The 18,909-nt window shown below is 71.8% G+C and carries 20 protein-coding genes; 11 read left to right on the plus strand and 9 right to left on the minus strand.

The annotated features are described in order from the left end of the window. Positions 1-71: 71 nt before the first annotated feature. The gene (groL, locus tag GA0070617_RS25290; RefSeq protein WP_091443772.1) at positions 72-1,718 is read right to left on the minus strand and encodes a chaperonin GroEL; all 1,647 of its coding nucleotides are present in this window, start codon (positions 1,716-1,718) and stop codon (positions 72-74) included. Between the two features lie 70 nt (positions 1,719-1,788). After that, the gene (gene groES / locus GA0070617_RS25295; RefSeq protein WP_091443775.1) at positions 1,789-2,103 is read right to left on the minus strand and encodes a co-chaperone GroES; all 315 of its coding nucleotides are present in this window, start codon (positions 2,101-2,103) and stop codon (positions 1,789-1,791) included. 340 nt (positions 2,104-2,443) lie between these two features. Here groES and GA0070617_RS25300 point away from each other — a divergent pair, with 340 nt between their 5' ends. The 7 genes from GA0070617_RS25300 (at position 2,444) to GA0070617_RS25330 (ending at position 10,286) form a co-directional block, all read left to right on the plus strand. Beyond that, positions 2,444-3,727, plus strand: coding sequence for a THUMP-like domain-containing protein (locus tag GA0070617_RS25300; protein ID WP_091443779.1), 1,284 nt, complete (start codon positions 2,444-2,446; stop codon positions 3,725-3,727). Positions 3,728-3,983: 256 nt separating this feature from the next. Further along, a complete protein-coding gene (gene ybaK / locus GA0070617_RS25305; protein ID WP_091443781.1) occupies positions 3,984-4,457 on the plus strand; it encodes a Cys-tRNA(Pro) deacylase in 474 nt (157 codons plus the stop codon). A 418-nt stretch (positions 4,458-4,875) separates the two neighbouring features. Continuing rightward, positions 4,876-5,973, plus strand: coding sequence for a sugar ABC transporter substrate-binding protein (locus GA0070617_RS25310; RefSeq protein ID WP_091443784.1), 1,098 nt, complete (start codon positions 4,876-4,878; stop codon positions 5,971-5,973). Positions 5,974-6,133: 160 nt separating this feature from the next. After that, on the plus strand, positions 6,134-6,958 hold the full coding sequence (locus GA0070617_RS25315; protein WP_091443788.1) for an ATP-binding cassette domain-containing protein: 825 nt from the start codon (positions 6,134-6,136) through the stop codon (positions 6,956-6,958). Next, on the plus strand, positions 6,955-8,214 hold the full coding sequence (locus GA0070617_RS25320) for a sugar ABC transporter permease (protein ID WP_091443790.1): 1,260 nt from the start codon (positions 6,955-6,957) through the stop codon (positions 8,212-8,214). The genes GA0070617_RS25315 and GA0070617_RS25320 overlap by 4 nt, the downstream gene beginning before the upstream one ends. A 31-nt stretch (positions 8,215-8,245) precedes the next feature. Further along, positions 8,246-9,427, plus strand: coding sequence for an ROK family transcriptional regulator (locus GA0070617_RS25325; protein ID WP_091443793.1), 1,182 nt, complete (start codon positions 8,246-8,248; stop codon positions 9,425-9,427). A 118-nt stretch (positions 9,428-9,545) separates the two neighbouring features. Next, positions 9,546-10,286, plus strand: a complete 741-nt coding sequence (locus tag GA0070617_RS25330) for a DUF4142 domain-containing protein (RefSeq protein WP_091443796.1) — start codon at positions 9,546-9,548, stop codon at positions 10,284-10,286. A 111-nt stretch (positions 10,287-10,397) separates the two neighbouring features. Here GA0070617_RS25330 and GA0070617_RS25335 read toward each other — a convergent pair whose 3' ends face one another. The 5 genes from GA0070617_RS25335 to ung all read right to left on the minus strand — a co-directional run bounded on the left by GA0070617_RS25335 (position 10,398) and on the right by ung (position 13,631). Continuing rightward, positions 10,398-10,652 carry a hypothetical protein gene (locus tag GA0070617_RS25335; protein ID WP_091443799.1) on the minus strand — a complete coding sequence of 85 codons (255 nt, stop codon included), beginning with the start codon at positions 10,650-10,652 and terminating at the stop codon, positions 10,398-10,400. Between the two features lie 17 nt (positions 10,653-10,669). Continuing rightward, positions 10,670-11,716, minus strand: a complete 1,047-nt coding sequence (gene tsaD, locus GA0070617_RS25340; protein WP_091443802.1) for a tRNA (adenosine(37)-N6)-threonylcarbamoyltransferase complex transferase subunit TsaD — start codon at positions 11,714-11,716, stop codon at positions 10,670-10,672. Beyond that, entirely contained in the window at positions 11,709-12,194 is a 486-nt protein-coding gene (rimI, locus tag GA0070617_RS25345) for a ribosomal protein S18-alanine N-acetyltransferase (protein ID WP_091443807.1), read from the minus strand. Before rimI ends, tsaD begins: the two co-directional genes overlap by 8 nt. Then, complete coding sequence (gene tsaB, locus GA0070617_RS25350) at positions 12,191-12,868, minus strand: tRNA (adenosine(37)-N6)-threonylcarbamoyltransferase complex dimerization subunit type 1 TsaB (RefSeq protein WP_091443811.1); 678 nt, start codon at positions 12,866-12,868, stop codon at positions 12,191-12,193. Before tsaB ends, rimI begins: the two co-directional genes overlap by 4 nt. Before the next feature lie 61 nt (positions 12,869-12,929). Then, positions 12,930-13,631, minus strand: coding sequence for a uracil-DNA glycosylase (gene ung / locus GA0070617_RS25355; protein ID WP_091443814.1), 702 nt, complete (start codon positions 13,629-13,631; stop codon positions 12,930-12,932). A 134-nt stretch (positions 13,632-13,765) separates the two neighbouring features. Here ung and GA0070617_RS31830 point away from each other — a divergent pair, with 134 nt between their 5' ends. The 4 genes from GA0070617_RS31830 to GA0070617_RS32495 all read left to right on the plus strand — a co-directional run bounded on the left by GA0070617_RS31830 (position 13,766) and on the right by GA0070617_RS32495 (position 17,293). After that, on the plus strand, positions 13,766-15,751 hold the full coding sequence (locus tag GA0070617_RS31830; protein WP_229688562.1) for a 3-oxoacyl-[acyl-carrier-protein] synthase III C-terminal domain-containing protein: 1,986 nt from the start codon (positions 13,766-13,768) through the stop codon (positions 15,749-15,751). Next, positions 15,744-16,697: a DUF6999 family protein gene (locus GA0070617_RS25365; protein WP_175440653.1), complete on the plus strand. Its 954-nt coding sequence runs from the start codon at positions 15,744-15,746 to the stop codon at positions 16,695-16,697. Before GA0070617_RS31830 ends, GA0070617_RS25365 begins: the two co-directional genes overlap by 8 nt. A gap of 163 nt (positions 16,698-16,860) precedes the next feature. Continuing rightward, a complete protein-coding gene (locus GA0070617_RS25370) occupies positions 16,861-17,073 on the plus strand; it encodes a type II toxin-antitoxin system HicB family antitoxin (RefSeq protein WP_091443818.1) in 213 nt (70 codons plus the stop codon). A 91-nt stretch (positions 17,074-17,164) separates the two neighbouring features. After that, positions 17,165-17,293, plus strand: a complete 129-nt coding sequence (locus GA0070617_RS32495) for a type II toxin-antitoxin system HicA family toxin (protein WP_373868397.1) — start codon at positions 17,165-17,167, stop codon at positions 17,291-17,293. A 40-nt stretch (positions 17,294-17,333) separates the two neighbouring features. Here GA0070617_RS32495 and tsaE read toward each other — a convergent pair whose 3' ends face one another. Together tsaE and GA0070617_RS25385 are read right to left on the minus strand one after the other, a co-directional pair. After that, positions 17,334-17,816, minus strand: a complete 483-nt coding sequence (gene tsaE / locus GA0070617_RS25380; protein ID WP_091443822.1) for a tRNA (adenosine(37)-N6)-threonylcarbamoyltransferase complex ATPase subunit type 1 TsaE — start codon at positions 17,814-17,816, stop codon at positions 17,334-17,336. 34 nt (positions 17,817-17,850) lie between these two features. After that, positions 17,851-18,900, minus strand: coding sequence for an alpha/beta fold hydrolase (locus tag GA0070617_RS25385; RefSeq protein ID WP_373868403.1), 1,050 nt, complete (start codon positions 18,898-18,900; stop codon positions 17,851-17,853). Between the last annotated feature and the right edge of the window lie 9 nt (positions 18,901-18,909).

Consider the following 18,909-nt stretch of genomic DNA (forward strand, 5'->3'; position numbering starts at 1 on the left):
ACCGGATGAGCGTTAAGAAGGGGCCCTTCCTTGCACCTGCGGCGGGTGTTGGGTGCCGGGGTGCGGGTGGATCAGAAGCCGGGGCCGTGCTGGTGGCCGTGGCCGTGCGAGTGGCCGTGGCCACCGGCGGCGGCCGGCTCGGCCTTCTCCGGCTTCTCCACGACCAGGCTCTCGGTGGTCAGCAGCAGCCCGGCGATCGAGGCGGCGTTGGTCACCGCGTTGCGGGTCACCTTCACCGGGTCGATGATGCCGGACTTGGCCAGGTCGACGTAGGAGCCGTTGGCGGCGTCGAGACCCTGGCCCCACTTCTCGCCGACGACCTTCTGCACCACGACGTAACCGTCCTGGCCGGCGTTCTGCGCGATCCAGCGCAGCGGCTCGACCAGCGACTTGCGCACGATCGAGACACCGACCTTCTCGTCACCGGTGAAGCCGAGGTCGTCGTCGAGCACCGGCAGGATCTGCGCGAGCGCGGCACCGCCGCCGGGCACCGTACCCTCCTCGACCGCGGCCTTGGTCGCGGCGATGGCGTCCTCGATGCGGTGCTTGCGCTCCTTCATCTCGACCTCGGTCGCCGCACCCACCTTGATGACCGCGATACCGCCGGAGAGCTTCGCCAGCCGCTCGCCCAGCTTCTCCCGGTCCCAGTCGGAGTCCGAGGCCTCGATCTCCTTGCGGATCTGGGCGACCCGGTCGCTGACCTCGCTGGACTGGCCGCCACCATCGACGATGGTGGTGGTCTCCTTGTCGACCACGATGCGCCGGGCGGAGCCGAGCGCCTCCAGGCCGACCTGGTCCAGCTTGTAGCCCAGCTCGGGGGCGACCAGCTCGGCACCGGTGGCGATCGCCAGGTCCTGGAGCATCGCCTTGCGGCGGTCGCCGAACCCGGGGGCCTTGACCGCGCAGACCTTGACGGTCTTGCGGATGGCGTTGACCACCAGGGTGGAGAGCGCCTGCCCGTCGACGTCCTCGGCGATGATCAGCAGCGGCTTGCTGTCGGAGAGGACCTTCTCCAGCAGCGGCAGCAGCTCCTCGATCGCGGAGATCTTCTGCGTGGTGATCAGGATGTACGCGTCCTCCAGGACGGACTCCTGCGACTCCGCGTCGGTGACGAAGTTGGGCGAGATGAAGCCCTTGTCGAACTGGAGCCCCTCGGTGACGTCCAGCTCGGTGTGCAGGGCGGAGCCCTCCTCGACGGTGATGACACCGTCGCGGCCGACCCGCTCCATCGCCTCGGCGATCAGCTCACCGATGGTGGAGTCCTGCGCGGAGATGGTCGCGACGTGCGCGATCGACTTCTTGTCGTCGACCTCCACGGCACGCTCCAGCAGCGCCTCGGAGACCTTCTGGGCGGCAGCGTCGACGCCACGCTTGAGCCCGATCGGGTTGGCCCCGGCGGTCACGTTGCGCAGACCCTCGCGGATCATCGCCTGCGCCAGCACGGTCGCGGTGGTGGTCCCGTCGCCGGCGACGTCGTTGGTCTTGGTCGCCACCTCCTTGACCAGCTGCGCGCCCAGGTTCTCGTACGGGTTGGTGAGCTCGATCTCCTTGGCGATGGTCACACCATCGTTGGTGATCGTCGGCGCACCGAATTTCTTGTCCAGGACGACGTTGCGCCCGCGCGGGCCGAGAGTGACCTTGACCGCGTCAGCGAGGGCGTTGACACCGTGCTCCAGCAGGTGTCGGGCGTCGTCCGAGAAGCTCAGGATCTTCGCCATGAATGTCCCTTCGAAGCGTGCTGCCCCGGCCCGGCGAGCCGGACCGGGGCAGCGACACTGATTCGGTTGGTTACTTCTCGATGACCGCGAGGACGTCGCGGGCGGAGAGCACCAGGTACTCCTCGCCGGCGTACTTGACCTCGGTGCCGCCGTACTTGGAGTAGAGGACGGTGTCGCCGACCTGCACGTCAACCGGGATCCGGTTGCCGCTGTCGTCGACCCGGCCCGGGCCGACGGCCCGGACGACGCCCTCCTGGGGCTTCTCCTTGGCGGTGTCGGGGATCACGATGCCGGACGCCGTCGTGGTCTCGGCCTCGTTCGCCTGGACCACGATGCGGTCCTCGAGCGGCTTGATCGCAACCTTGGTCGCGGTAGTCACGGGCATACCCTCCTGGGGTATTGGTTTCGTAGCCGGTCGAGAATCCGACCAGCGTCAATCTGCCTCATGCCACCGGGCGGGACCGTCGTCGCGGGTGCCGGTCCGCCTGGCGTGAGCACCCGTGCCGGGAAGGCCCGGGAGCTGGCACCCTCATGGCGAGAGTGCTAATCGCAGGTTATTCCTCGGCTAGCACTCCGTCAAGGAGAGTGCCAATCCGCCACGGTCGTGTCCGCCACTGTTCCCCCGCCGGCCACCCGCTGCGGAGATCCGAGGACCGGGCCCGGCAACGGTGGGAATCGGCGACGGCCGGCTCGGCGGTCATGGGACAGCCCGCGACAATGGCCGGGTGGATCTGGAACAGCTCGCCGCGCTGCGTACCCCCGAGGGGTCGGCGGCACTGGCCACGGCCGCGCGACTGGCCGGCGGTGACCCGCTGCGCGCGGCGGGTGCGCTGCGGGCCACCGGCGTACCCGCCGGGTTGGCCGCCGCCGCGCTGACCCAGGCGGAGCTGCGCCGCCGGGCGGTCGGCAAGTTCGGCCCGGTCGCCGCCGGGATGTTCTTCACCCGGGCCGGTCTGGAGCAGGCCACCCGGTCGGTAGTCGCCCGACGACGGGCCGAACGGTTACGGGCCGTCGGGGTGGACACCCTGGCCGATCTGGGGTGCGGCCTCGGTGCCGACGCGCTCGCCGCCGCCCGTGCCGGCATCCGGGTGTACGGCGTGGAGGCCGACCCGCTCACCGCCGCGCTGGCCGCCGCCAACGCCGAGGCCGCCGGGCTGGCCGACCTGTTCACCGTGACCTGCGGCGACGCCACCGCCTTCGACGTGTCCGGGGTGGACGCGGTCTTCTGCGACCCGGCCCGTCGGCGGGCCGGCACCGGCCGACGGATCTTCGACCCGAACTCCTACTCGCCGCCCTGGGACTTCGTCACCGGTCTGGCGCACCGGGTGCCGAACACGGTGGTCAAGGTGGCCCCCGGCCTCGACCACGCGCTGATCCCGGCCGACGCGGAGGCGGAGTGGGTGAGCGTCGACGGCGACCTGGTCGAGGCCGCCCTCTGGTGTGGCCCGCTGGCCCACCTCCCCCGCCGCGCCACCCTGCTGGGTAAGGAAGGGCCCCCTGTTAACGCATACGGTCGAGAAGGGCACCCTTCTCACCCCAGCGAGCGCGAGGCCGCGCGGCAGCACGGCGGGGGCGAGGCCGCGCGGCAGACGGTGCACCAGTTGGGCGGTAGCGGCATGGCGGAGGCGGCGGTCGGGCCGGTACGGCGGTTCCTCTACGACCCGGACCCGGCGGTGGTCCGCGCCCACCTGGTCGCCGAACTCGGCGCCGAACTGGATGCCACGCTGGCTGACCCGAGCATCGCCTACCTGTACGCCGACACCGCCACGGTGACCCCGTTCGCCCGCTGCCTGGAGGTGACCGACGTGCTGCCGTTCTCGTTGAAACGGCTGCGTGCGCTGCTGCGGGAGCGACGGGTCGGCCGGGTGGAGATCCTGAAGCGTGGTTCCGCGTTGGAGCCGGAGCAGCTCCGCCGCGATCTGCGGCTCACCGGGGACCAGCCGGCGAGCCTGGTGTTGACCCGGGTGGCAGGTGCCCCGACCACCCTGTTGTGCCGCCCAGTGACCTGACCGGCGACCCAGGGTTGATCGCGCCGGGATGACATCCATGCTGCCCTTCCCATCACTCCCGGGATGGCGCACCCCCGGCTTTGATCCACTCGGTTGGGACGACATGGCGGTATCCGGGCCCGGCTGACCCCGCCATATCGCCCCAACCGAGTGGATCAACCGGCCACGCCACCCGCCGGGCGCGCCACCCGCCGGGCGGGTCGATCGAGGCGGAATCGGCGAGCGGCGGCAGGTCCACCGGTCTAGCCTGTCGGGCATGGCGGGACAGGGCACCCCGGCGACGGCGCTGCTGACCCGGCGGCGGATCGCTCACCGCACCCACGCGTACCGGGTCGCGCCGGATGCGCCGAACTACGGCGCGGTGGTCGCGCGGGCCCTCGGGGTGCCACCGGAGCGCCTGTTCAAGACCCTGGTCACCGAGGTCGACGGCGCGCTGGTGGTGGCGGTCGTACCGGTCACCGGCGAGCTGAGCCTCAAGGCCCTCGCGGCGGCGGTGGGCGGCAAGCGGGCCGGGCTGGCCGAGCGTACGGTCGCCGAGCGGGCCACCGGTTACGTGCGTGGCGGGATCAGTCCGCTCGGCCAACGCAGGCAGCTGCCCACGGTGGTGGACTCCTCCGCGCTGACCTTCGACACGGTCTACGTCAGTGCCGGCCGGCGCGGGCTGCAACTCGAACTCGCCCCCGCCGACCTGGTCGCCCTCACCGGGGCCACCATCGCCCCGCTCGGCTGACCGTCGCCCAGGGCCACCATCGCCCCGCCCGGCTGACCGTCGTCCAGGGCCACCAACGCCCCGCCGGGCAGCCGGGCAGCCGCCAGCGCCCCGCCCGGCAGCCAGGCAGCCGGCAACGCCCCGCCCGGCAGCCATCTACACCCCGCTCAGCTGACCGCAGCCAAGGCCGCCAGCGCCCCACGGCATGGCCCCCACGCTCCGGCCGGCCCGGTCGGGGGCCTGAGCAGGGCGCCGCGACGCCGGGAGCGACCCGGTTAGCTGGGTGGTTTCCGGGGCACGGCGGTGGCGTTGCTGAATTGTTACCGCCGCCAACAAATTCATGACCTCGGCGGTCTTGTGCGTGACGTGTGACGCGAAATACGTTGCCGGACACAACAAACCACACCCGGCAACCCCACCCCCGAAAGGAACCCCGCAGATGCGCAGAGGGATCCTCACCATCGCCGCCGTGGGCCTACTCGCCACCGGCGGTCTCACCGCCTGTGGCGACGACTCCGGCGACACCGAGGCCGGCGGCAACGAGAAGAAGCCGAAGATCGGCGTGATCCTGCCGGACAGCAAGTCCTCCGCCCGCTGGGAAACCGCAGACCGCAAGTTCCTCCAGGCCGCCTTCGAGGCCGCCGGTGTTGATTACGACATCCAGAACGCGCAGAACGACAAGAACGCCTTCCAGACCATCGCCGACCAGATGATCACGCAGGGGGCGACCGCCCTGATGATCGTCAACCTGGACTCCGGCACCGGCAAGGCCGTGCTGGACAAGGCCAAGGCGCAGGGCGTGGCGACCATCGACTACGACCGGCTCACCCTGGGCGGCTCCGCGCAGTACTACGTCAGCTTCGACAACGAGGCCGTCGGCAAGCTCCAGGGTGAGGGCCTGAGCAAGTGCCTGGCCGACCAGGGCACCAAGAACCCGGTCATCGCCTACCTGAACGGCTCGCCTACCGACAACAACGCCACCCTGTTCAAGAACGGGTACGACTCGGTGCTCAAGCCGAAGTTCGACTCCAAGGAGTTCGTCAAGGGCCCCGAGCAGTCGGTGCCGGACTGGGACCCGGCCCAGGCGACCACGCTGTTCGAGCAGATGCTGACCCAGACCAGCGGCAAGATCGACGGGGTGCTCAGCGCCAACGACGGCCTCGGCAACGCGGCCATCTCGGTGCTGAAGAAGAACAAGCTCAACGGCAAGGTGCCGGTGACCGGCCAGGACGCCGACCTGCAGGGTCTGCAGAACATCCTCGCCGGCGACCAGTGCATGACCGTCTACAAGGCGGTCAAGCAGGAGGCCGACGCCGCGGCCGAGCTGGCCATCGCGGTGGCCAAGGGTGAGCGGAAGGAAACCGGGCAGACGGTCAAGGACCCGGAGAGCGGTCGGGACGTTCCCGCCCGGCTGCTGGAGCCGAAGCTGATCTACAAGGAGAACGTCAAGGACGTGGTGGCCGACGGCTACGTCGAGAAGGACAAGCTCTGCGCCGACTCGTACGCCAAGCTCTGCGCCGACGCCGGCATCAGCTGACCGTACGCCCAGCCTCGCACCGAGGCTGACCGTACGCCCAGCCTCGTACCGGGGCTGACCACCCTTCGACGCAGCGCCGCCCGGCACGGTCACCCCGTGCCGGGCGGCGCCCCGCCGGAGGGCTCTGGAAGACCTCCCCTCCGTGACGAAGGAGACCCCCGTGTCCGCGACCCCCCTGCTGGAGCTACGCGGGATCGACAAGAGCTTCGGTCCCGTCCAGGTCCTGCGTGACGTCGCCCTCTCCGCCCACGCCGGGGAGGTGACCGCACTGGTCGGCGACAACGGCGCCGGTAAGTCCACGCTTGTCAAGTGCATCAGCGGCATCTACCCCACCGACGCCGGCGAGTTCCTCTTCGACGGCCGGCCGGTGAGCATCAACAGCCCTCGGGACGCCGCCGGGCTGGGCATCGAGGTCGTGTACCAGGATCTCGCGCTCTGCGACAACCTCGACATCGTGCAGAACATGTTCCTCGGTCGGGAGAAGCACAGCGGTCTGGTGCTCGACGAGCCGACCATGGAACAGATGGCCGCCGAGACCCTCGCCGGACTGAGCGTCCGGACGGTCAAGTCACTGCGTCAGCACGTCTCCAGCCTCTCCGGCGGGCAGCGGCAGACCGTGGCGATCGCCAAGGCGGTGCTCTGGAACAGCAGGTTGGTGGTCCTGGACGAGCCGACCGCGGCGCTCGGCGTGGCGCAGACCGCCCAGGTGCTGGAGCTGGTCCGCCGGCTGGCCGACAACGGCCTGGCCGTGGTGCTCATCTCGCACAACATGAACGACGTCTTCGCCGTCTCCGACCGGATCGCCGCGCTCTACCTCGGCCAGATGGTCGCCCAGGTCAGGACCACCGACATCACCCACTCCCAGGTGGTCGAACTGATCACCGCCGGCCGCTCCGGCAACCTCGGGCTCACCGCCGACGCGGCCCCGGGCGGCAACGGCACCGGCGCCCAGCCCGTCGCCACGAACCCAGGAGCCACGCGATGACCACCACCGTCGTCAAGCAGGAAGGCCCGGCGGCGGTCACCCCCGCACCGACCGTCGGCGCCCACGTCCGCAACTACCTGAGCCGGGTACGCGGTGGCGACATCGGCGCGCTGCCCGCCGTACTCGGGTTGGTGGTGCTCTGCACCGTCTTCTCGATCATGCGTCCCACCTTCCTCACCGCGGGCAACTTCGCGAACCTCTTCACCCAGGGCGCGGCGGTCACCCTGATCGCGATGGGGCTGGTCTTCGTCCTGCTGCTCGGTGAGATCGACCTCTCCGCCGGCTTCGCCAGCGGGGTCTGCGCGGCGATCCTGGCAAACGTCGCTACCGTGCTCGGCTACCCCTGGTACGTGGCGGCGCTGGCCGCCGTCGCCACCGGCGTGGTGATCGGCACCGTCCTCGGCTTCCTGGTCTCCAAGATCGGGATCCCGTCCTTCGTGGTCACCCTCGCCGGCTTCCTGGCCTTCCAGGGCATCGTGCTGCTCCTGATCGACCAGGGCAGCAACATCGCGGTACGCGACGACGTGCTGATCGCCATCGCCAACCGCAACCTCACCCCGCTGCTCGGCTGGGTGCTGTTCGCGGTGGCGGTCGCCGGGTACGCGGCGGTGCAGCTCAACCGGTACCGCAGCCGGGCCGCCCGGGGTCTGGTCACCGACCCGATGCCGGTGGTACTCGCCCGGATCGGGGCGGTGGCGCTGGTCCTCGGCATCGCCGTGTTCATCCTCAACCAGGAGCGCAGCCGCAACGTCCTGGTCACCTCGCTCAAGGGCGTGCCGATCGTGGTACCGATCATCGCGGTGCTGCTGATCTTCTGGACCTTCGTGCTCCAGCGCACCAGCTACGGACGGCACGTCTACGCCGTCGGTGGCAACAAGGAGGCGGCGCGCCGGGCCGGCATCAACGTGGACCGGATCCGGATCTCGGTCTTCATGATCTGCTCCGGGATGGCCGCCGTCGGCGGTATCGTGGCCGCGAGCCGGGCCAACTCGGTCGACCCCAACACCGGCGGAAGCAACGTGCTGCTCTACGCCGTCGGCGCGGCGGTGATCGGCGGCACCAGCCTCTTCGGTGGCAAGGGCCGGGTGCTCGACGCGGTGCTCGGCGGTGCGGTGGTCGCCGTCATCGACAACGGCATGGGTCTGCTGGGCTACAGCGCCGGGACGAAGTACGTGGTGACCGGGGTGGTGCTGCTGCTCGCCGCGAGCGTCGACGCGCTGTCGCGGCGCCGCTCGGCCGCCACCGGCACCCGCTGACCACCGGCGAACCCGAAAGTACCCCAGAGCGATGCGCACCGGACCAAGTCAGGACGAGATCCGTCGACAGAACCTCGGTGCCCTGCTGCGGTACGTGCACGTCCACGGCGCGACCAGTCGAGCCGAGCTGACCAGCCGGTTGGGCCTGAACCGCAGCACCATCGGCGCGCTCACCGCCGACCTGGCCGGGGCCGGGCTGGTCAGCGAGGGAGCGCCCAAGGAGACCGGCCGGGCCGGACGACCGTCGCTGGTCGTCCGGCCCGAGTCGGCCCGGGTCTACGCGTACGCGTACTCGATCGAGACGGACCGGCTGCGGGCCGCGCGGGTCGGTCTCGGCGGTGAGCTGCTCGACCGCCGGGAGCTGGACCGACCACCCGGCCTGCTCGTCGACGAGGTCGTGCCGCTGCTCGCGGCGGCGGTCAAGGAGATGCAGCAGAGCGTGCCGGCGGGCTCGATCCGGGTCGGTACCGGGGCGGCGGTCTGCGGGATGGCCCGCCGCGACGACGGGCTGGTCCGGCTCAGCCCGCACACCGGCTGGTCGGACGAGTCGCTGACCACCCGGCTCCGCGACGAACTCGGCGGCGGCCTGCCCGTGGTGACCGGCACCATCGCCGACCTGTCCGCCCTGGCCGAGCACGTCCGGGGCGTCGCGGCCGGCTACCACAACGTCATCTACCTGTACGGCGACGCCGGGATCGGCGCGGGCATCATCGCCGGCGGCCGGCGCATCACCGGCCACGGTGGACACGGCGGCGAGGTCGGCCACATGGTGGTCAACCCCGGCGGCCGGGTGTGCAGCTGCGGTTCCCGGGGCTGCTGGGAGACCGAGGTCGGCGAACTGGCCCTGCTGCGGGCCGCCGGCCGCGCCGGCCTCTCCGGCCAGGCCGCGGTGCTGGCCGTGGTGGACCCGGCGGCCCGCGGCGACGCCAACGCCCAGTCCGCGGTACGTCAGGTAGGCGACTGGCTCGGCTTCGGCGTCGCCAACCTGGTGAACATCTTCAACCCGGAGTTGGTCATCTTCGGTGGCACCATGCGCGACCTCTACCTCGCCGCGGCGGCGCAGGTCCGCAGCCGGTTGAACTCCAACGCGCTGGCCGCCTGCCGGGAACACGTCCGGCTGCGCACCCCGAAGCTCGGTGACGACGGCGCGTTGATCGGCGCCGCCGAACTCGCCTTCGAACGGCTCCTCACCGACCCGCTCGACGTGGGTTGACACCCGATCGCCGGACGCTGAACCTCTCGGCCCTCTGGTGCGTACCACTGGGCGGACGGCAGCCGGCGGCTGCCCGGACACCCCGCGTTTCGGTCCGGACCGAGGAGGCACCGCAGACATGGCACCGCTGGAATCCGCACACCGTCGGCCAGGACACCGGACCCACCGGGTGGCGGTGCTTCTCATCGCGCTCGTGGCGGGCATCGCTGTGCTACCCGGGGTCGCGGTCGCCGTACCCGCGCCGCAGCAGGCCCTCAACGCCGCCGACCAGGCCCTACTGGTCGGGGTCCGGCTCGCCGGCCTCTGGGAGATGCCGGCCGGACAGATGGCCGCCGACAAGGGCCAGTCCCCGGTCGTCCGGGAGATCGGCGCCGAGATCGCCAAGCAGCACGAGGAGCTGGACCGGCTCACCGTGGAGGCGGCCAACAAGCTGGGCGCGACGATCCCCTCCGACCCGACGGCCCAGCAGAAGGCCTGGCTGCTGGAGATGCAGAACAACAGCGGGGCCCGCTTCGACCAGATCTTCGTCACCCGGCTCCGGGAGGCCCACGGCAGCATCTTCCCGGTGATCGGCGCGGTCCGGGCCGCCACCCGCAACGCCACCATCCGCAAGCTCGCCGACGACGCCAACAAGTTCGTCTCGGCGCACATGGAGATGCTGGAGCGCACCGGCCTGGTCCGCTGGGAGCAACTGCCGCCCGCCGTGCTGCCCGCCTCGGGCAACGACTCGCTGATCGCACGGGCGTCGGCGAACACCGGCACCGGGATCGGGGTCAGCAGCACCGTGGTCTGGCTGGTCTTCCTGGCCGCCCTGGCCACCGGCGGCATCGCCACCTGGCGGGTGCTACGCCGCAACTGACGAACCGCACGTCACCAGACCACACTCCGGGCCGGGCCCCGGCGCGATTCGGGCGCGCCGGGGCCCGGTCGCGTCCGGGCCAACCGGGCCGGCGGGCCGGGAGCCCGACGGTCAGCGGTCGACCTGGGTGAAGTCCCAGGAGTGTGGCGGGCGGGCCACCAGCCGTGCCGGCGGCTCCGGCAGGCCCCGGGGGCTGCTGCGCCACTTCGAGATCACCACCACCCGGTGGTCGGTGGAGGAGAAGACCTCGCTGGCCACGTGCAGTGGATCGTGCTCGAACTCGGGCAGGGCGGTGTCGCAGACCCAGGTGATCAGGTCGGCGACGCCGTACGGCTCGGCCCGTGCCTCCCACATCCGGACGATCACGTCGGCTCCTCCTCCGTTCACACGCTGACCACGGTCAGTGGCATGGCCGAATCGGCCGGCAGGTCCAGCCGGCTCGGCGCGACACCGGCGGCCACCAGGTGCGAGCCGAGCGCCGCGACCATCGCCCCGTTGTCGGTGCAGAGCTTCGGCCGGGGCACCCGTACCCGGATGCCGTGCCTGGCGGCCCGTTGCTCGGCGAGGGCCCGCAGCCGTGAGTTGGCCGCCACTCCCCCGCCGATGACCAGGGTGTCGATGCCGTGGGTCCGGCAGGCGTCCAGCGCCTTGCTGGTCAGCACGTCGCAGACCGCCTCCTGGAAGGACGCCGCCACGTCGGCCACCGGCACCGGCTCACCGGCGCGCTGCCGGGCCTCGACCCACCGCGCCACCGCCGTCTTCAGGCCGGAGAAGGAGAAGTCGTACCGGTGCGCGGCCAGGTCCTTCGGGGCGGTCAGGCCGCGCGGGAAGCGGATCGCCTCGGCGCTGCCGACGCGGGCCTCCCGGTCGATCGGGGGGCCACCCGGGAACGGCAACCCGAGCAGCCGGGCCACCTTGTCGAAGGCTTCGCCGGCGGCGTCGTCGATGGTCGCGCCGAGCGGGGTGACGCCCCGGGCCAGGTCGTCGACGAGCAGCAGGGACGAGTGCCCGCCGGAGACCAGCAGGGCGATCGCCGGCTCCGGCAGCGGGCCGTGCTCCAGGGTGTCCACGGCGACGTGCGCGGCCAGGTGGTTCACCCCGTACACCGGCTTCTCGGCGGCCACCGCGTAGCCCTTGGCGGCGGCCACCCCGACCAGCAGGGCGCCGGCCAGCCCGGGACCGGAGGTCACCGCGATCGCGTCGATGTCGGCGATGGTCACCCCGGCGGAGGTCAACGCCCGGTCCATGGTCGGCACGATGGCCTCCAGGTGGGCGCGGCTGGCCACCTCGGGCACCACCCCGCCGAACCGGGCGTGCTGCTCCACGCTGGAGGCCAACGCGTCGGCGAGCAGGGTGTGCCCGCGCACGATGCCGACCCCGGTCTCGTCGCAGGAGGTCTCGATGCCGAGGATCAGCGGTTCGTCAGCCATGCCCGTCGGTCCCTTCCCCGGTCGGTGTGGCGACCCGCTGCATGACCAGCGCGTCGGTGTTGCTCGGTTGGTAGTAGCCCCGGCGTACGCCGATCGGCTCGAACCCGTACCGGGCGTAGAGCCGCTGCGCGGGCGCGTTGTCGGCGGCGACCTCCAGCAGCGTGCTGCGGGCGTCCCGGCGGGCCGCCTCGGCGAGCAGCGCCTCCAGCAGGAGCCGGCCCACGCCCCGCCGCTGCGCCCGGCGGCGTACCGCGATGTTCTGCACCCAGGCCTCGTCGGGTGGGGCGACGGCGAGCCCGGCGTAGCCGAGCAGCCCGTCGTCGTCCACGGCGACCAGGTAGTGGTGGCCGTTGGCCAGCTCGCCCCAGAACATCCCGGCCGACCACTGCTCCGGGCCGAAGAGGTCCGCCTCGATCGACAACACCTCGTCGATGTGCCACCAGCGGAACCGGCCCAGGCGTACGCCGGTGGCACTCACGGCAGGACCGGCTTGCGGCTGGCCGCCGCCACCGCGTCCGGGCGGCGCAGGTAGAGCGGGGTGAGGCGCTCACCTTCCGTGCCGGCGCGGATCCGCTCGGCGGCCAGCAGCGCCAACGTGGTGGCGTCCGGGTAGCGCGGCTCGGCGCGTACCGGCAGGCCGAGCGCGTCGGCGTAGCGGTGCGCGCCGTCGCCGGCCGCCAGGCTCACCCCGAGGTCGCGGGCGTGGGCGGCGGCGACGGTGGGGGTGTCCACCGCCGGCCCGGCGATCCGCTCGCCGGTGCCGTCGTAGACCGCCCAGTAGATCTCCCGCCGGCGCGCGTCGCTGGCGGCCAGCACCGGCTCGCCGGTCGCCGCCGGGTGCCCGATGCCGTCCAGCGAACAGACCCCGTAGGTGGGCACGCCGAGCACCTGACCCATGGTGGCGGCGGTGACCAGGCCGACCCGCAGCCCGGTGAACGGCCCGGGGCCGAGCCCGGCGACGATCGCGCCGAGGTCGGCCGGGCGGGCGCCGGCCTCGGCCAGCACCGCGTCGACCTGCGGCGCGAGCAGCTCACCGTGCGCCCGGGCGTCGACCGCACACCGCGACGCCCGGGACGCGACACCGTCCGCCGAGACCTCCACCAGCGCCGCGGTCACCGCGGGGGTCGAGGAATCCACCACCAGTACGAGCACGGCTGCAACCCTAGCCGGCCCACCGCCGCCCCCGGTGACGCCCCACGGCGTTGCCGGGTGGTCAGCCGGCGGAACGGGCCCAGTCGACGGTCGGCAGACCGGCGTCGGCGAGGGCCTTGTTGGTCGCGCTGAACGGACGACTGCCGAGGAACCCGCGCGGATTCATCGGGCTGGGGTGGCCGGCCTCCAGCACCACGTGCTGCGGGTTGCCGACCAGGGTGGCCTTCTTGCGCGCGTACCCGCCCCAGAGCAGGAAGACCACCCGGTGCTCCAGCGCGTCCAGGGCCCGGATGGTGGCGTCGGTGAACTCCTCCCAGCCCTTGCCACCGTGCGAACCGGGCTTGGCCTGACGCACGGTGAGCACGGAGTTGAGCAGCAGCACCCCCTGCGCCGCCCAACCGCTCAGGTTGCCGCTGGTCGGCTTCGGCACGCCCAGGTCCTCGCCCAACTCCTTGAAGACGTTACGCAGCGACGGCGGCACCGCGACGCCGTCGCGCACACTGAAGCTGAGCCCGTGTGCCTGCCCGGCCTTGTGGTAGGGGTCCTGGCCGAGGATCAGCACCCGGCAGTCCTGCGGCGCGCAGAGCCGGTACGCCGAGAAGAGGTCCTCCACCGGTGGGAAGACCGTCTCGGTGGCGTACTCGTCGGCCACGAACCGGCCCAACGCGGCGGTGCCCGCCGGGTCGAGGTGCGGGGTCAGGACGGACTGCCAGGCCTCGGGGAGGTGCGCCGGCAGGTCGAGGGGCGGGACGTCGTCGGGCATGGGCCACCTTTCGCGCGAACGGTTCGGCTACTTCCTACCAGCCGGGTCCGACACCGTTACGCGGGGCGGTTGAGTACCCGTACCCAGGAAATTGGGTTCATCAGCGGATGCGCCGACCGCTCCGAGCTGGCCAAATGGACGGCATGACTCTCCAGGTGCACATCACCGGCTGCGCCTCGTACCTGCCCGGCGAGCCGGTGGGCAACGACGAACTGGTCGGGCTGCTCGGCGACGACGGCAGTTCCGCCGCGGCGGCCGTACGACGTCGGGTGCTCGCCGCCAACGGCATCCGGTCCCGGCACTACGCCCTCGACGCCGCCGGCCGGACCACCATGCTCAACGAGGAACTGGCCGCCGAGGCGGTGCTGCGGGCCGTCAAGTCCAGCGGTCGGGACGTCCGGGAACTCGGTCTGCTCGCCACCGGGACCACCCAGGGCGACGTGCTGGTGCCGGGCTTCGCCTCGATGGTGCACGGTCGGCTGGACGCCGGTCCGCTGGAGACCCTCTCGGCGGCCGGGGTCTGCGCGTCGAGCATGGCCGCGTTCCGGTCGGCGGTGGCCAGTGTCCGCCTCGGTGAGCACGACCTGGCCGCCGTCGTCGGCTCCGAGCTGATCAGCCGGGCCCTCAAGCAGAGCCGGTACGCCGCCGGCGCGTCCGGGCAGCGGGTCGGCTACGACGCCCAGTTCCTGCGCTGGACCCTCTCCGACGGCGCCGGGGCGGTGATCCTCGAACCGGGTCCCCGACCGGACCGACCGAGCCTGCGGGTCGACTGGACCCACCTGGTCTCGCACGCCCACGAGCACGCCACCTGCATGCGCGCCGGGCTGGCCGACCGGCCCGGCGGGCAGCCGGCGGCCGGTGACACCTGGCTGGACCGGGCCACCGCCGCCGAGGCCGAGCAGGCCGGCCTGCTCCGGCTCCGCCAGGACGTACGGGCCCTGCCGGACCTCTTCACCGCCGGCGTCGGCGAGTACGTGCGGCTGGTCCGGGCCGGCCGGTTCGATCCACGCGAGGTCGACCACGTGCTCTGCCACTACAGCTCCGAGCACTTCCGGGCGGACATCTTCCGGCTGCTGCGCGAGGCGGACCTGATGATCGACGAGAAGCGCTGGTTCAGCAACCTGTCCACCCGGGGCAACACCGGCGCGGCGAGCATCTTCGTGATGCTCGACGAGGCGTGGCAGAGCGGGCGGTTCGCGCCCGGCGACCGGATCCTGCTGGTGGTACCCGAGTCCGGCCGGTTCTCGTTCGCCTTCGCCCACCTGACCTGCGTCGGCCCCGCCGACCGTCCGACCCCCACGTCCCGTTCCGGCCGTACCGGGCAGACGGTGTCCGGGGCGACGGTGTCCGGGGCGACGGTGGACCGACCGGTGGCGACCGGCCAGACGGTCGGCCAGACGGGGACGGTCGAGGCGGGCGCGGTCGAGTCGCCGCTCGGGTCGCCTCGGGCCGACGACGACGAGGTCGTCCGGTGGACCGTGCTGGAGCTGGCCGGGGTCTGGGCCGACCTGGAGTCCCGGCTGCGCCGGGTGCCGGTGCTGCGCCGCCTCGACACCGGCACGGCCACCCTGGCCGACTACCGCCGGCTGCTGCTCACCCTGCGCCCCCAGGTGGTGGAGGGCGGCCGGTGGATCTCCCGGGCCGCGTCGAACTTCTCCGAGGAGTTGTTCGAGCTGCGCAGCGCCGCCATGCACCACGCCCTGGAGGAGCACCGCGACTTCCGGCTGCTGGAGGAGGACTTCCAGTCCGTCGGCGGCGACCTCACCGAGATCCGTACCGCGTCGAAGAACGTCGGCTCGGAGGCACTCTCGGCCTTCATGTTCCACCAGGCCAGCCAGCCAGACCCGGTGGACCTGCTGGGCGCGATGTTCGTCATCGAGGGCCTCGGCACGGCCAAGGCGGCACGCTGGGCGGGACAGCTGCGGGAACAGCTCGGGCTCGCCGAGGAGCAGTTGCGTTTCCTGCTCTACCACGGCGCCAACGACGACGACCACTTCGCCGCCCTGCGGGACGTACTCCGCTCGGGGTTGATCGACCGGCCCCGGGCCGAGCGGATCGTCCGGACGGCCCGGGTGGTGGCCCGGCTCTACGCTCTGCAGCTGGAGGAGATCGATGACTGAGCGAACCGGTACCCGCCGGAGGGAACCCTCGGTGTGGCAGGCGATCATGGCCGATCCCACCGTGCCGATCGGCCGGCGCACCCTGGAACTCGTCGTCGCCGACCAGCGGCGCTGGTCGCGGAGCTGGCTCTACCCGTGGGTACGGATCATGTCCCGGCTCGCGGTCACCCTGATCGGCGTGGTGAAACGGCTGCTGCCCTGGCAGCTACGCGCGCACGCCACGATGGACACCCTGTGCGTCTGGTTCCTCCGCCGGTTCGTCTCCCCGGAAGCCGGTGAGCTGCTGATCCGGCACTTCGTGGTGGAGACCCGCCTGCTCAACTTCGTGGTCCGCAACGCGGGCGTACCCGGGCTGCGGGAGGTGGAACTACTCCCGACCAACCTGCGGCAGCTGGGCGACCGGGCGGTGATCGAGCACGACCTCAACGTCTACGACGTGCTGATCGGCCTCGGCGACGCGGCGACCCCCCAGGGCGGACTCCTCCGCTACCTGGACCGACGCGGCGGCCCGCTGGACACCTCGATGCTCACCGTGCCGCCGCTGGACGCCGAGCCCGGCCGGCGTCGCCTGCTCAACCTGGACATCCAGACCGCGCTCTGCCTGATGAACATCCCGTTCGCGCTCTGCCTCACCCGGTCCGAGTACCGCCGGGCGGTGCACTCGATGCGGCTGGACACCTCGCTGCTGGCCCTGCTCACCCAGATCACCGGTGATCCGACGTTCCTGTCCTGGCGGCCGGCCGGCCCGGTGCTGCGGGTCGACTCCACGATCGACGTGCCGCAGGCGGTCTACGAGCACGCGGTGATCTGCGAGTACGCCTTCGCCCGGCTGATCGCCCTGGACACCGAGGTCACCGCGGCACCGACGACCCGCCCCACCCGCCGGCAGCGACCGTCGGAGCCGGGCCTGCGCAGTCGGCCGGTCCACACCCGGCACCGGGGCTGACTCCCGCCGACGGCTGCGGCTGCGGCTGCGGCTAGATCCCGGCTCCAGTACCGCCTCGCGGCCGGTCGGCTACACCGCAACACCCCGTCCGCCTCGGTGTGACCCGGCACGGTGAGGTCGTTGAGTAGGATGGCCTGGTCGATCGGATTGTCGCGGAGGCAGCATGATTCGCACGCTCACCGCCGCTGTGCACCAGGAAGAGGACTGGTACGTCGCCCGCTGTCTGGAGCTCGACGTCGCCAGCCAGGGTGAGACGCTGGACCACGCGCTGACGAACCTACGCGAGGCAGTCGAGGTGTACCTCGACGAGGTCGCCCAACCGACCATCGAAACGACTCCGCTGGTCACCTCGTTCCAGGTCGGTCGGGCGGCGTGAGCCCCGCCCTCGCTGACCTTCCGCTACGGAAGGTCGTAGAGGCCTGAAGAACGCGGGCTTCGACCACGTACGCACAAAGGGCAGTCACGCGGTGTATCGAAACGGTGCCGGGAACGTCGTGGTGGTGCCACAGCACGCAACGATCAAAAGCGGCACTCTGGCGTCGATCCTCCGTCAGGCCGGACTGACGCCGCATGAGTTCATCGGTCTGATCCGCTGACGTCAGGGCACTTGACGCAGTGGTAGGGCTCGCGTCGGCGTCAGGGCAAGTCGCGCAGGCGGTGGGCCCAGTCGCCGCCGACCGGCTCCAGTACCGCCTCGCGGCTGTCGTCGTCGTGCCGGTCGAGGCGGATCCGCAGGTGGGCGTCGGTCAACTGCTCGACCAGACCCTCCCCCCACTCGACCACGGTCACCGAGTCGTCCACCGAGGCGTCCAGGTCGAGATCGTCGATCTCGGCACGGGGGTCGGCCGCGTCGCCCAGCCGGTAGGCGTCGGCGTGCACCAGCGCCGTGCCGCCACCCCGGGCCGGGTCCGCCCGGTGCACCCGGGCGATCACGAAGGTCGGCGAGGTGATGTCGCCGAGCACGCCGAGACCGGCCCCGATGCCCTGGGTCAGCGCGGTCTTACCGGCCCCGAGCGGACCGGTGAGCAGCACCAGGTCGCCGGGGCGCAGCAGCCGGGCGAGCCGGCGGCCGAAGTCGTACGTGTCGGCCGGCGTCGGCAGCCGCACGGCGTCACTCACAGATCCTCCCTGACACTCACAGGTCTTCCTCCGTTCACGACTGCGGGGCTCGCAGGTCCTCAAGGAAGCGTTCCAGCGCGGCGTTCACCTCGTCCGCGTGTTCCAGCATGACGACGTGCCCACTGTCGTTGATCTTGACGTACTCGGCGTGCGGGATGCGCCGGACGATCTCCTCGGAGTGGACCACCGGAGTGATCATGTCCTTGTCGCCGACCACCACCAGCACCGGGGCGCCGGCCAGCGCGGCCAGTGCCGGGTAGCGGGAATGGGTGGCGATGGTCCGCAGGTAGCGGGTCACCGTGTCGGCCGAGGTCCGCGAGTTCATCGTCTCCACGTACGACACCAGCGCGGGGCTGGGGTCAGGGGTGCCGAAGCCGTACCTGCGGGTGAGCAGCCAGGCCACGTTGGAGGTGGAACGACGGGCCTTGTCGATCACCGTGCCGCCGTACCGGGTGGCGTTGCTGACCATGTGCAGCACCGGCGCGCCGACCCGCCCGAGCAGGGCCGGCGCGACCAGTTTGGTCTCGGCCAGCAACCCGCCCGAGGTGGCGATCAGCACGGTGCCGGCCACCCGGTCGGCGAAGAACTCCGGGTAGAGCTCGGCCAACGCCATGATCGTCATCCCGCCGAGCGAGTGGCCGACCAGCACCAGCGGTCCGCTCGGTACGGTCCGGTCGATCACCCGACGCAGGGTCTGGCCGAGCGCGGTCAGGTCGTACTCGCCGCTCTCCAGGCGACCGGAGCGGCCGTGCCCCGGCTGGTCGTACGCGACGATCCGGTGCTCGCCGCGCTCGGCGAGCAGCTTGCGCTGGAAGTGGAAGGTCCCCATGTCCAGGCAGAAGCCGTGCACCAGCACCACTGTCGGGTTGCCCTCGACCGGCCGGGTCGGCTCCACCACCTCCACGTGGATGTCGGTGCCGTCCGGCATCTCCAGCCGGTACGCCTCGTCGTAGCGCAGCTGGTCGAAGACCTCGTCGGCGTACCTGTCGACGGGGTTGGCCTTGAGCCGGCGGACCAGGGCCCGCTCGGTGGCGACGCCGGCGGCGAGCCCGGCGGCGGCCACCCCGACCGCCGCGCCCACCATGCCGGCGAC

The sequence above is a fragment of the Micromonospora yangpuensis genome (assembly GCF_900091615.1).
Taxonomy (GTDB): Bacteria; Actinomycetota; Actinomycetes; order Mycobacteriales; family Micromonosporaceae; genus Micromonospora; species Micromonospora yangpuensis.